This window comes from Flavobacterium sp. PS2 (genome assembly GCF_046250155.1).
Taxonomy (GTDB): Bacteria; Bacteroidota; Bacteroidia; order Flavobacteriales; family Flavobacteriaceae; genus Flavobacterium.
In genome coordinates this window covers 3,611,200-3,623,743 of record NZ_CP176426.1, presented here as the reverse complement: position 1 = coordinate 3,623,743, position 12,544 = coordinate 3,611,200, and the positions used below count along the sequence as shown (strand labels likewise).

13 protein-coding genes are annotated in these 12,544 nt (G+C 31.3%); 4 read left to right on the top strand and 9 right to left on the bottom strand.

The annotated features are described in order from the left end of the window. Positions 1-288: 288 nt before the first annotated feature. The 5 genes from ACJ6WR_RS15940 to ACJ6WR_RS15920 all read right to left on the bottom strand — a co-directional run bounded on the left by ACJ6WR_RS15940 (position 289) and on the right by ACJ6WR_RS15920 (position 3,326). On the bottom strand, positions 289-942 hold the full coding sequence (locus ACJ6WR_RS15940) for a hypothetical protein (RefSeq protein WP_409415773.1): 654 nt from the start codon (positions 940-942) through the stop codon (positions 289-291). A gap of 56 nt (positions 943-998) precedes the next feature. Continuing rightward, complete coding sequence (locus tag ACJ6WR_RS15935) at positions 999-1,709, bottom strand: hypothetical protein (protein ID WP_409415772.1); 711 nt, start codon at positions 1,707-1,709, stop codon at positions 999-1,001. A gap of 63 nt (positions 1,710-1,772) precedes the next feature. Beyond that, positions 1,773-2,342 (bottom strand): hypothetical protein, encoded by a 570-nt coding sequence (locus ACJ6WR_RS15930; protein ID WP_409415771.1) that lies wholly within the window; start codon positions 2,340-2,342, stop codon positions 1,773-1,775. A 160-nt stretch (positions 2,343-2,502) separates the two neighbouring features. Further along, a complete protein-coding gene (locus ACJ6WR_RS15925; RefSeq protein WP_409415770.1) occupies positions 2,503-2,643 on the bottom strand; it encodes a hypothetical protein in 141 nt (46 codons plus the stop codon). A 110-nt stretch (positions 2,644-2,753) separates the two neighbouring features. Continuing rightward, positions 2,754-3,326 (bottom strand): hypothetical protein, encoded by a 573-nt coding sequence (locus tag ACJ6WR_RS15920; RefSeq protein ID WP_409415769.1) that lies wholly within the window; start codon positions 3,324-3,326, stop codon positions 2,754-2,756. Between the two features lie 285 nt (positions 3,327-3,611). Here ACJ6WR_RS15920 and ACJ6WR_RS15915 point away from each other — a divergent pair, with 285 nt between their 5' ends. Then, the gene (locus ACJ6WR_RS15915) at positions 3,612-3,959 is read left to right on the top strand and encodes a hypothetical protein (protein ID WP_409415768.1); all 348 of its coding nucleotides are present in this window, start codon (positions 3,612-3,614) and stop codon (positions 3,957-3,959) included. Between the two features lie 491 nt (positions 3,960-4,450). Further along, positions 4,451-5,410: a hypothetical protein gene (locus ACJ6WR_RS15910; protein WP_409415767.1), complete on the top strand. Its 960-nt coding sequence runs from the start codon at positions 4,451-4,453 to the stop codon at positions 5,408-5,410. A 923-nt stretch (positions 5,411-6,333) separates the two neighbouring features. Here ACJ6WR_RS15910 and ACJ6WR_RS15905 read toward each other — a convergent pair. From ACJ6WR_RS15905 to ACJ6WR_RS15890, 4 genes are all read right to left on the bottom strand, one after another. Next, complete coding sequence (locus tag ACJ6WR_RS15905) at positions 6,334-7,179, bottom strand: RteC domain-containing protein (protein WP_409415766.1); 846 nt, start codon at positions 7,177-7,179, stop codon at positions 6,334-6,336. A 751-nt stretch (positions 7,180-7,930) separates the two neighbouring features. Continuing rightward, positions 7,931-8,320 (bottom strand): RidA family protein, encoded by a 390-nt coding sequence (locus tag ACJ6WR_RS15900; protein ID WP_409415765.1) that lies wholly within the window; start codon positions 8,318-8,320, stop codon positions 7,931-7,933. Between the two features lie 80 nt (positions 8,321-8,400). Further along, on the bottom strand, positions 8,401-8,979 hold the full coding sequence (locus ACJ6WR_RS15895; RefSeq protein WP_409415764.1) for a Crp/Fnr family transcriptional regulator: 579 nt from the start codon (positions 8,977-8,979) through the stop codon (positions 8,401-8,403). A gap of 428 nt (positions 8,980-9,407) precedes the next feature. Further along, positions 9,408-10,277 (bottom strand): LysR family transcriptional regulator, encoded by an 870-nt coding sequence (locus ACJ6WR_RS15890; RefSeq protein WP_409415763.1) that lies wholly within the window; start codon positions 10,275-10,277, stop codon positions 9,408-9,410. A gap of 198 nt (positions 10,278-10,475) precedes the next feature. Here ACJ6WR_RS15890 and ACJ6WR_RS15885 point away from each other — a divergent pair, with 198 nt between their 5' ends. Both ACJ6WR_RS15885 and ACJ6WR_RS15880 read left to right on the top strand, forming a co-directional pair. Then, positions 10,476-11,345, top strand: coding sequence for an alpha/beta fold hydrolase (locus ACJ6WR_RS15885; RefSeq protein WP_409415762.1), 870 nt, complete (start codon positions 10,476-10,478; stop codon positions 11,343-11,345). Positions 11,346-11,369: 24 nt separating this feature from the next. After that, positions 11,370-12,341, top strand: a complete 972-nt coding sequence (locus ACJ6WR_RS15880) for a zinc-dependent alcohol dehydrogenase family protein (RefSeq protein ID WP_409415761.1) — start codon at positions 11,370-11,372, stop codon at positions 12,339-12,341. Positions 12,342-12,544 lie beyond the last annotated feature (203 nt).

The following is a 12,544-nucleotide window of genomic DNA, read 5'->3' as shown; positions in this document are numbered from 1 at the left end:
GACTTATCCCCAGTAGCAGGCATAAGGCAGAGCAACTTGTTATTCTGTATATGTCGCTCCACAGACTTCAGAATATGTAGTATTATTGCGTGATCTTTTCCATACAAGATCGCATACTTCCTCCCCTGTACATGTGATTGTATTCGTAAATAACTATCTTAATAATCCCTAAGGATAAAAAAGAAAGAAGAAAAAATAAATTAATGTTTAAAAAGTACCAGATACGCATTAAATTATAAAGACAATCTTTAGTATACAAAGCAACTATTGTATTTACTGTATTAATGCTTATTCAGGCATTTCATTTTCGAAATCTGCTGTTAAAAATTCCATTTCAATCCAATGTACGGTTAAATCAATAAGTTTTTTTAAATCCGACAGATCTTTATTTTCCCATCTTCTAACGTAATGTGTTTCGTCATTCCCCAACCAGACAGCTCTTTTAGACACTGACTCAATGCGCTTATCATCAATATAATCTTTAATACATTTTGCAAGAAGTTTTTGCTCGATTTGCTCAGCTTCATTCGGATTTTTAAACTTTGCATAATCTTTAATTAGATATTCCAATGCTTTTCTATATCCAACTCCACAAATTTCAAGTAATCCTTCTTGTTCTGCATAGAATGCTTGATTGTAAATAGTGACAAATTCTAATGACAATTCTATAATAGGTTGATTAAAATCTTTTTCTATAATTGTCCCCCTCGTTACTCTATTTTGAAATTCAAAACAATTTAAATTATAAGTTTCTTCATATTCACCAATGAAAGTTTTCAAGCATGTATTTTTTGGACAAGAAAAAAATACATCCATTTTATGGCTGTCTGAAATAAAACCATAATGTGTATTTGGAGATATTGAGCTATGACAAAATGGACATTCGTTTGGAAAGTTTACAATTATAGCAGGCTCTTTATTGGTTTGGATTCCTATTGACATCTTATATGTTTATTATTAATATACTTTTTTTATTTTTCTTCATCTTGATCATATTTTTATCGCTGTCCTCTACTGTAATTTTTAACGAGCCATTTTTTTAAATCAATTTTAAATTGATTAAAAGGTTCAATTAGATCCAGATTCTCGCTTTCCTCCCAATTGGAATCAAATTTATCAGCAATATCATAAAGCTCAAGATTTATTTTTCTTAGCTTTTTCAAAAATTTGAAACACTTTGGTTTATCTAAATCAACAACATTATTTTTTAATGCAAAAAAAATACCTAAAAATTGATCAATTCCTAACATATTTAATTTGCGTATTTTCATTAATATGTAAATTTTATAATGCCTTTTCAAACTGTAGTCAATTCTTTGCTGTACAAAGTCATATTCTGAAAATCCTAACTTTCTATAAAATGGAAACATTTTTTTATGACAAGCCAAATTATGAATCCAACCAAATAAGTTAATAAATAAAAAACTTCCAAAAAGAGAATCATCTCTATAACTATTATAAAATGATTCATATGTAGTCATACCTAAATCTTCAATATAGATGTGTAACAGCTCATGTGTAAACGATGAATAATTTACTTCAAGATTAGGGCAAATTATTTCAACATATGCTTCTTTATTTCTCACCAACCAAGAATTTTCTTTTTGATCATAGAAGAGTTTAATAACATGCTTGCTATTTAAATTTTCCCACAAATTACGATTTTTATCGATGATATAATTTTCAATATTCTGTGTAATATCTATCATTCTCAGCGCTCTATATTTTGTTAATTATGACGTTTATTTTTAAACTTAATTATAGCATTAGTTTTATTTGCTTATAAGATTATTGAATACCTCATCCAATTTTTCAAATTTCAAAAAACTAAATTGTTTGCTTGGAACCCATATTCCATTTTGATTTTCGTACAAAATAAAGAAGTTGTCAGTATCTAGATATTTCTTTAAAATTAATAAAGCTTTTTCTCTACTAACTTTTACAGTTTTTCTATAATTATCAAAATACTTTTTAGGATTATCATTTGAGTTAGGAACAGATGTAATCGTTAGTGAAGTAATTTCAGTCTGTGTAAATACTTGAAAAGTCACATATACAATATCTCGTTTAACCTGCTCTTCAATTATATTTTTCAAATCACCTTCAAAAATTGGTTTCGAGACTTGGACATGCAATTTACTTTCATCCAATGAAATGAATTTTAATGTTCCTATTTCTTCACTAAAATCGTACGAAGCTTCAAACATTTCTTTAATAGTTTTATATTTCGGTAGTGAATTGTCATTTTCATTATTCTCTTTTGATGTTTCAAAATTTTCGACAGAAATACTGTCAGTTGCAATATTATTCACTTGATTATCTTTATCGGATTTACAGCTCATAAATGCAAGTATAGACAGAATAAATATTATTGATTGCATTTTATTCATATATGTTTTTTTTTTAAAATATTAATAAAACCTCAATTCTGATTTTAACAGATTGAGGTTTTAAGTTCATCTAAATTGGTGACTAAAACTAAATAGCATTACAAATATTTACTTAATCTTTGGGTTTATGCTTGTGAGGTTTTAAATCAGGATGCTTATCCTTGTTTGGAGGATTGACACGAGGTTTTTTATCTGGTGTCCCATCTTCTTTTTTCGGTTTTGGACTAGGCTTAATTGCTTGAATTTCATTCATAATAATTTTCTTTTAATTAAATAACAGCTTTTTTTTCACTAACAAATAACATTAAAAAAATTATTACTGTATTACGTAAATCCGTAACAAGTAACAAGATAGCATCTTTACTACATAAATATTTTGTTCCAGAATTTTTCATTAAAATTTTCCAAACTCTCTCTTGCATTAATGATTAATTCCTGATCTGATTTAACATCTTCCTTCTCAAATCTCATATAATCATAAAATATTCCATTTCTTTTTGCTTTAGTTTTAACTTGTATGTATTTCTCATTTATTGTTGCACCATAATTTGCATGAGCATAAATATTTCGTATTGTACCAGCGTCTCGAAGTTTTTTCTCTAAAATTTCCATTTCAGCGATAAGTTCTTCAAAACGATAGTCATTGTAAATTAACATTCCATAATGTCTAATAATAAATGAGACTTTAGCACTGAAATTCATTTCACTAATTAACAAATGATTTATTTCACTTCTTCTTTCTTGCGGGTCTAATGCTTTGTCTACTGCAGAATTCACTGCTCCTTCTAACGCATTAAACAGCATAATTATCCAGCCAATATCATACAATCGTTGAATAAAAATATCAGTTGCCTCCTCATCGGAAATTACTGATTCTGTTTCTATTTCAAATATTTCTGTTAGTTGAAAATCTGATTCAAGTTTTCGATTTCTCATTTCATTTTATATTTTTAATAATAATATTTACAATGTAATCATCGTTGCCAATCAATTATACATCAAAGATAACGATCTTAGTACGCAGTGATTTTGCGCAGTTAAAACATATTTATTTGCAGTACGTAAAACCGTAATGATAAAGAATACAGAGTTTATAATTTCAAGAAAAAACAAGAAATGAAAAAGATATTAATATTTGTTTGCGTATTCGCGTTATCAATGAGTCAAGCTTAACAAGTAAAAAAAACAGATTATATTGTTAACTCTTTGACAGGATTGAGAATGGGTGTAACAACTACCAAAGAGAACGGCTCAATTTTGAAAAGAATATATTTTGCGTACGCAAATACATCTAATCAGTTTGATAGTGGAATGACTTTAGCACAATCTAGTAATGAAGACGATTTTCTAAAACAGTTGCAAGATTTGAAAGATTTAATATCAAAACTTGAAAAGGGAGATTTTATTGAAACAACATACAATAGAACTATTAAAAAAGATTCGTCTTTGGGAGTAAAAGTCCTTTGGATATCGGGCGATGGGCAAGCAGGAACAGCACAATTAAATGAAGGACAACTTGATAAACTTTTAGATAAATTTAAAAAGTGGAAAGATAAAGACATTAAGTAATCGGGTTTAAAATTTTCAAATCATCTGGAAAATGGTTCGAGAATTGTCCCGGTAGGGCAAGTAAGTCAAAAAGCTTCAGAGAAATCTGGAGCTTGTTTTATGGAATAAAGTGATGTTTTTACCATTCAAATGAACCCGCTATTCGGGGTGTTATCGCAAGCACTGTGCAAATGTGTCTGACTTTGTGCCATTTCTTAAAACAAATCTATTCTAAAAAACTAAAACGTCATAAAGTCTCTGACTCTACCTCAAATTTATTATAAATCATATTGCTTAAAAGATTTAGCATTCAAAAGATTCACAACTGATATTTTTAGAAAATGTACAATTTATAACAACATAAAAAAACAGGTAAAGTTAGAGATATTTACCTATGTCCATCCGTTTAACGATTTCTTAAACTACTTACAATTAGATAATCAGGTATAAATACGCATGTTTTATCGTTAAAACAATCCTTTATTTGTTATTGTAATTATAAAAACCCCCAAATGGAAGCAAAATCTGAAACCCGCATCGACCCGCATGATTTAGACATGGTCGCGTTTAATTCAAATAAAAAAATAAGAGCTAGAAATGCTGTATTGGCTGTAGATGCAGCCATGCAGGAAAACTATACGATCTTAAAATCAGAATTAATCGAACATTTAAGCCCAGTCATTGTAGTACAAAACGATGGACAGGGAGGAACTTTTACTTTGGTATATCAAGGCACGCAGGAAAGTGTTCAGCCAGTACCTCAGCTATTCCAACTCGTTAAATCAGTAAGCCACACACCTCTTGGTATTTATGTTATTATTGCACCTTATTTAAAGGAGCCTCATGTAAAAGATTGGATCAAACCTCTGGAAAAATTCAAAGAGACCCTTCAGGAAGCCCTGAAAAACTTACCCGATGCCGAATTGCCATTTCACGCACAGGAATCTTGTAAAAAAGTGCTGGAAGGCGGTATTCGTTTCATAGACGATTCTGTAAAAGCGGACCGTTTCAGCATTGATAGTTTCGAGGCATTTACAGCTAGTGTCCAGAGTGATATCCAAACCAATATGAGTTATGCTGCCAAAGCGCAGGTTGATGGTGTGGAAGAATTGCTAATACGTTGGCGCAACAAATTAGGGCCAGAAGAATGGAGAAAAACATATGGTATTGTTTTGGCCATTTGGACTACCGAATACTTAAACCAGAATTGGCTTATCCTAAACCATATGATGGACCCTACAACGGTCGATTCTCATTTGTTTACCATAGGAATTGCCAGTTTTGCCGAAAACACTGTGCCCGTAGCTTTAGACAACCTGGCTCGGATTGTACAAGACAACATCGCAGCCGCTATGGTTTTTTCTGAGGATTCTGAGCTGGCAGATTCTTTAAAAGGACCACAAGATTTGCTTTCTACAGCGATTGAGAAAATTATTGGCTGCCCGCATACTACAACTAAAAAAGCAAAATAAAGACCGAAACAGTTTTTTTAGGAGGTATAAATGATGAGGCATTGGTGGTTTGCTTTGTTTGTTTTTGAAACTAAATATATTCAGTAATTTTTTATTTTTCGAACTAAAAGAAAAGTATAGAAATAAGTAATAAAAGTATTTGTACGTAATCAGAGATTTATACTAATATCGTAGTAAAATTAAAACAACCTTTGGGTTGTTTTTTTATTTTAAAGTTTTCAGGAAAAAGCTGTATTCATTGAATACTAGGTCTCTATGAAGATTATCAAGATTGTAAGGTAACGATTTGGTAACGGTGCTTATTGCTTTACTTTTCAACGTGTTTCCGTTAGCTCATAGCAAATATACAAAAATTATTATTGCCTAATTCTATTTGCTGAAAACACGAAATCAAACGTTTGACTTATTGCCAAAATATTCCCGTGCTATTTTGGATATTCCTGTACTAAAACAGTTCTTGCTGTTACAAACTCCCTGAATTGCGATTTGTAGGTCTTTGGCATCGTACCGATAAGAAGATAACCGTTAACCCCAAAGTTTAAAAGTGAGGTTACAATTTGTTCGCTATCGTTATTACTACGGACAATTAGTTTTAAGGTTGGGTGATTTCAATTCGTGAAGTTGTGCCAATACATTGCTGTCCGAAAAATCAAGGTCGATTATACAGACTTGGGACAGTTCTGTCAATGCGGATAATTGAGATAATCTATTTTCAATATTCTCTGAACGGAACAGAATATTAGTACCTGATGCTTCAAGGTTATTACTGATTATATTTATAACCGGTCTCTTGTCATTGATAAAAGCAAGGTTGATTTGATCTGTGTAGTTTGCCATAACTATTTCTATTACTTCGTTATACAAACTTACACACATACTTCAAAGGCGGTTATTTTTTTATGGTTGGCTTGCGAAGTGATCTTCTATAAATCCTTATCCATATATTCTTCCAAAGAGGATTTCAGTTGGTCTAAAAATGCAGTTCGGGAACCAGAACGGTATTTCATTCGATGGAAAGAATTATGCAAATCTCCCAAGGTAATCTGAAACAGTTTTTCCAATACCAAACTGACTTTTCGTATTCCTATTTTACCGTAGGAAAGAGAACCATTCGTATAAAGAGCATATATCAGTTCTATAAGGGCATTTTTGGTATCAGTCCAAATGACATCATTTACCGAAAGGTCTCTTGAAGAAAGAGAACCTGTTACTTCATCATCGTTAATTTTTTGGAGTATATAATTGTAGAATAGCTCATTTGCTATTATACGTGCCACTTTGTTATCATAATAAGTTGAAAACAGAAGGTCAATTTCAAAAACAAAACTATTCAGACCTTCGTGAAAATTGATGTTGCCTAATCTAAAGTAAGTTTCATCACGATCTGTTCTTCCTGAACGATAGTATCTGTAAAAATCTGAATTGTAGATATGCTCCCTGTATTCCTGTTTTAATTCCCGTAAATGCTCTGAAAAATAATTGGTATACATTTTCCCCCTGTCAACAGGACAAGCTGTGTGTATACGAAATATCTTATTGTGGAAAATGAGTTTGGAGAGAATGTATGGCTTAATATTACGAAAAAAATTGATTTCTTCCCAATGGTTTTTAAAGCCTTGTTTTATAATATCTTCTCTTATCGAGAATAAGTATTCTTGCAGATATATAGTCATTTGATACGCTTCATCAATTACATTGGGAGCAGACAGCGAAATTGCTTTTTCTTTTCGCTGTACCTCTGAGACAATATGATTTAATAAAAATGCCATTTAGTTTATTTGTCTGTTTCAATCTCCAACCAATCGATTGCAGTTTTCTAAATTTTTCAGTATTTCATTGTAAAATTATTCATTTTATCGCCCAACTTAAATCATCAATTTATCTGTGCATATCCTGATCCAATAATGCCTATTGTGAAGAAAAATAATTTTATTCGCTTTTTTATTATTAAAACAATTACAATTCTACCAAAAATGCAACATTAAAAAATAAATTCGTTTACCTTTTAGTAAGATGTACTTCAGTATTTTTTTTATTTTACTCAACGATTGTTGAGTAATTCCCAAAGATGAAGAGATATTGTGATATAGGCATACGATCGGCAAATGTTGGTGATTTTTTGGATGATCTTATCTACTCTATTCCTATGTCAGAACTTCATTTCAATCCTGATTTAAAAACACAAGCAATTTACATATGTAGCAGTTTGAATAAATTCAGTAAAAGGTAAATTCTTGAAATTGAAAAGAATGATTTTCTTTAATGAAAATTCTGATAATTTCCTCGTCTTCGTTGCTGTAATAACAAAAACAAAGAATACCATCGATAATAAAATTCACCTTTTTAAGTACTGTACCTTTCCTATTTTAGCAAAATAGTCACCCTTGTTAAGCTTTACTTCTTTTGCTTTGTTTGCAATAAGATCAATTTCTGGTTTATTCAAATTGCTGAACAATAGAATGTATTCTATAAAATTATTACAATATACAAAGCATTTACCAAATGGGAAATTTCAGATCATTATTTCACTACGGTTGCCTCTAGTTCAATCTTTAAAGTCTCGAATAAACCTTTTACTTCCAGTACTGTAGAAGATTGTTTGATTTCATTTTTTGTTAACCAGTTTTGCAGGATTTCAAAATTTTCAAAAAGTTCAACTGTTGACGTTGTGTAAATATTTAACCGAACAATATTTTTTACTTTATAATCAGCCTCTTTAATGACTTTTTCTAAATTTTGAATAGTATGAATTAATTGTGATCGCATATCTTCAACGCTTGATACGCCTTCATCATTAATAGCGGTCTGACCAGACACATATAAGGTTCCTGTTATGTTTTTTACTTCAACTGCCTGAACATAATTTCTGACTTCTTGCCAATTCCAAGGATTGATAAGTTGTTTTTCCATTTTATAATTATTTAAATCTGTTATCGAATAATTGTTATACAAAATTCTTATTACTTTCTGGAATATTGCTGTGATTCAAATCACTTTTTGTTCCCATTCTTATATAATCTGCTAAGTGTCTCTCGTGAAACTCCAAGATATAAGGATAATATAGATTTTGGGATTCTTTGCACCAATTGTGGATAGGTATGTAAAAACTGTTCATACTTAAGCTTCGGAGATTGTCCAAGCAGGGATAAAATTCTTTTTTGATTGGCAATATGTCCATTTATAGATTTATTGAGAAAATAGTTAGCCAATTGAGGGTAAGTGTCCAACATCCAAAGATAATCGTTATAATGTAAACAATATACTGTAGTATCTTCAATACATTGAAGATTTAATATAGCTTTGGATTGATTGTAAAATGCGTAGAAGTCTGTTTCCCACCAGTTCTCAAAAGCAAATGATAATATAAATTCTTTTGCCAGTCTGTCAGAGTAAAATAATTTAACGAGTCCAGATACAATAAAATAGACATTCGTAACAAGCTCATCTTCTTTGATAATAAAATCCCCTTTCTTATATTTTTTATAATGAAAGAGTTTTTTTATATCCTCAAACTCGCTATTCGTTACATCTTTAAAGATATCAATGCTGTTTTTTGAAAAAATGTCCATAATACTGTGGAGTGTTTTGATTAAAGCAATATATATAATAAGGAATATGGATGCTGTTTTAAGTGAGGTGAAATTAATCTGTATAGGAGGAAATATTCTTCCATTGTTTTATTAGTTGAACGATTTTATCTTGCGCTCTTTCAAGTGCATCAGTTCCTAAAAATAGCAGACAGGGCGGATTCGTATGATTTACCAATGCACTGAATACATCGACGACCTTGTTGGGATCACTCAATTTCGTTTCTGTATTCATTTGGTTCTAAATTCTAAAAACATCAAATTGAACAGTGCTTTTTTGAATGTCACTATTTAGGTGCCCTCCATATTTGTTCTTATAAAACTATTCTATTTTTTCCATGATTCACTTTATACATAATCAACTAACATTTCCTTGAACCGGAATTGCTGTAGTTTAATATCATCAATATTCAATCGATGTCCTGTACGTACATATCGATAAAACATTGCAATGCTTTTGATGGAGCCTTATCTTTTCTATAAACAAGTAACGTAGTCATTGTTCCTAATTGTTTGTTAAGTGGATAAGTGCATATTTTTCTATTTTGATAGTACAGCGATATAATCTCTTCAGGTAGTAAACTAATACCTAAACCTGCCTCTACAAAGTTTATAATTCCCTCTATAGAATTAAGTTCAATACTCTTATAATTATGAACACCTTTGTGGCTGAACCATGACTCTAAACGTTCTCTGAAAATACAACCATTGTCAAATACAATACTCTTTAATGGTTCTTGTGTAACTAATTTATTTAAGCTTGGTTGTTTTGAAGAAGCTAAAATAACAAGCTGTTCCTCTTTAATTTTTATTTCCTTTAATCCATTTGTATTAAGGGGAGCAGAAACAAAAGCTGCATCAAGCTTATAGTTTAAAACATCTGAAATAAGTACATCTCTGTCTTCTGATTTAAACTCTAATTCAATATTGGGGTATTTCTGTCCAAAAGCCAGTAGTATCTCAGGAGCTTTTAACGCCATAGTGGTCTCCATACACCCAATGGCTAAATGCCCTGTTACAATATCACTGCTTTTTATCTCATTTTTAGCCTCTTCAACTAAGTGCTGAATTTGTTTGGCATAACGCATTAATATCTTTCCTTCTTCTGTTAAATCAACCTTTCGAGAAGTTCTTGAAAATAGTTTGGTATCAAACTCCTCTTCCAAGCTTTTAATTCTAGCTGTAACATTAGATTGAACAGTAAACATTAGATCAGCAGCTTTAGTAAAGCTACCACTCTCCGCTACTGCCTCGAATATTTTTAAATCATTTGTATTCATTTTAATATCACTTTTTATGATTTATTAAATCATAATTAATCGTTTTTAGTAATCAAATATCCGATATATTTTTGACAAAAAAATAACAAGATGAAAAAATCAATAACAAAACTACTAGTAGCTACTCTATTAACCTTTAGTCTGACTAGTATTTCAAGTGCTTATGCACAATCAAATTTAATTTCAAAAAATCAAGTCATGGAAAACCATTCAATTCATTATCGCAACATTAAAGTTGAGGGATTAAATATCTTCTATAGAGAAGCAGGAAACCCAAACAAACCTACCCTTCTACTCTTACATGGATACCCTACATCTTCACATATGTTTAGAAATTTAATTCCTATTCTAAGTAAACAGTATCACATTATAGCACCCGACTTACCTGGCTTTGGATTTTCTGATGCTCCAAATCACAAAGCGTTTAACTACACTTTTGATCACTTAGCTCAAATCATGCAATCTTTTATTGAGCAAGTACAACTAAAACAATTTGCTTTATATGTATTTGATTACGGAGCTCCAGTTGGATTTCGATTAGCTGTAAATAATCCAGAGAAAATAACTGCACTTATTTCTCAAAATGGAAATGCTTACGAAGAAGGGCTAAGTACAGAGTGGGATCCGATACAACGTTATTGGCGTGATTCTTCAGATGCAAATCGAAAAGCATTACATGGTTTTGTTGCCAAAGAAGCCATTTGGTTTCAGTATCACCAAGGAGTTAAAGATTCTTCTTTAATTGCACCTGAAGCCTACACTCTTGATCAAAAGTTTTTAGATAGACCTGGGAATATCGAAATTCAATTAGACCTTGTTAGAGACTATAGAGCAAACGTAGCACTGTATCCTAAATTCCAAGAGTACTTTAGAGCTTATCAACCAAAGACCTTACTTGTTTGGGGAAATAAAGATCCTTACTTCTTACCTGAGGGAGCTAAGGCTTATAAAAAAGATTTACCAAAGGCCACATTAAAATTCTATGACACAGGTCACTTTGCTTTAGAAACTCACGTAAATGAAATTGGATTAGAAATTCTTGAATTTTTAAACACCCTATCGAATTAATTTATAAACATATAACAATATATAATGAAAGCAGCCATATTAGAAGAATTTGGACCAGTTACAAACTTTATAATAAAAGAAGTACCTATTGTAAAACCTAAATTTAAAGAAGTACTAGTTAGAGTACTTGCTACATCTATTAATCCTTTAGATTATCAAATACGTCGTGGAGATTATAAAAATGAATTATCTCTACCTGTTATCACCGGGCATGATGTCTCTGGAGTGATCGTAGAGCTTGGGCAGGGAGTTGAAAATTTTAAAGTTGGTGATGAAGTATATTACTCTCCTGAGATTTTCAATGGTCAAGGAAGTTACGCACAATATCACTGTGCTCATGAATCTATTATTGCTTTAAAACCTAAAAGTATTAGTCATTTACAAGCAGCTACTCTTCCCTTAGCTGCAGGTACTGCATGGGAAATACTTGTAACTAGAGCCCAGCTTAAAATCAATCAAACAATCTTAATTCACGGAGGAGCTGGTGGAGTTGGAATACCAACTATTCAAATAGCTAAAGCTATAGGAGCGACAGTCTTTACAACAGCTAGAGAGGTACATCATGACTTTTTACATGAACTAGGGGCTGATTATGTTATAGACTACACTAAAGAAAATTACATTGATCGCATCAATGAGTTAACAAATAATAAAGGAGTAGATGTAATTATTGACACCATAGGGGGCACGACTCTTACGGATAGTGGTAAAATTCTGAGTCAGCTTGGTCAAGTAGTTACACTAGTTGATATTACCCAGCCTCAAAATCTTATTGAAGCTTGGGGGAAAAATGCAACCTATCACTTTGTCTTTACTAGACAAAACAGAAACAAACTGGATGAGTTAACCAAACTAGTAGAACAAGGTAAACTAAAACCAATTGTAACTAAAGTATTTTCTTTAGAAGATATGGGTAAAGCACATGATTTACTTGAAACAAAAGCTTCTGATATAGATTTTTATGGCAAAATAGGAATTGATATTAAAGGGGAATAGACTCGTAATTATTATGGTATGAGATTAATCTAAGAGGGGGCCCGAAAAAGTTGGGCACCCTCTAGTTCTTGGGGATTATTTTCGGGGAATGAAAGCAAAAGACAGAAACAAGTATGCTTTTATTGCTATCGCAAATAAATTGGCTATCATATATTAATATGTAATAAGATGGCGAGAACGGACGGGAGTTTAATCTCACACAT

What these genes read in the sequence shown, in the direction of transcription:
- ACJ6WR_RS15940 (WP_409415773.1), bottom strand. Translation starts at nt 942, where the DNA reads ATGTCAATAGGAATCCAAACCAATAAAGAGCCTGCTATAATTGTAAAC.
- ACJ6WR_RS15915 (WP_409415768.1), top strand. Translation starts at nt 3,612, where the DNA reads ATGGGTGTAACAACTACCAAAGAGAACGGCTCAATTTTGAAAAGAATA.
- ACJ6WR_RS15885 (WP_409415762.1), top strand. Translation starts at nt 10,476, where the DNA reads ATGGAAAACCATTCAATTCATTATCGCAACATTAAAGTTGAGGGATTA.
- ACJ6WR_RS15890 (WP_409415763.1), bottom strand. Translation starts at nt 10,277, where the DNA reads ATGAATACAAATGATTTAAAAATATTCGAGGCAGTAGCGGAGAGTGGT.
- ACJ6WR_RS15880 (WP_409415761.1), top strand. Translation starts at nt 11,370, where the DNA reads ATGAAAGCAGCCATATTAGAAGAATTTGGACCAGTTACAAACTTTATA.
- ACJ6WR_RS15900 (WP_409415765.1), bottom strand. Translation starts at nt 8,320, where the DNA reads ATGGAAAAACAACTTATCAATCCTTGGAATTGGCAAGAAGTCAGAAAT.
- ACJ6WR_RS15925 (WP_409415770.1), bottom strand. Translation starts at nt 2,643, where the DNA reads ATGAATGAAATTCAAGCAATTAAGCCTAGTCCAAAACCGAAAAAAGAA.
- ACJ6WR_RS15930 (WP_409415771.1), bottom strand. Translation starts at nt 2,342, where the DNA reads ATGAGCTGTAAATCCGATAAAGATAATCAAGTGAATAATATTGCAACT.
- ACJ6WR_RS15920 (WP_409415769.1), bottom strand. Translation starts at nt 3,326, where the DNA reads ATGAGAAATCGAAAACTTGAATCAGATTTTCAACTAACAGAAATATTT.
- ACJ6WR_RS15895 (WP_409415764.1), bottom strand. Translation starts at nt 8,979, where the DNA reads ATGGACATTTTTTCAAAAAACAGCATTGATATCTTTAAAGATGTAACG.
- ACJ6WR_RS15935 (WP_409415772.1), bottom strand. Translation starts at nt 1,709, where the DNA reads ATGATAGATATTACACAGAATATTGAAAATTATATCATCGATAAAAAT.
- ACJ6WR_RS15910 (WP_409415767.1), top strand. Translation starts at nt 4,451, where the DNA reads ATGGAAGCAAAATCTGAAACCCGCATCGACCCGCATGATTTAGACATG.
- ACJ6WR_RS15905 (WP_409415766.1), bottom strand. Translation starts at nt 7,179, where the DNA reads ATGGCATTTTTATTAAATCATATTGTCTCAGAGGTACAGCGAAAAGAA.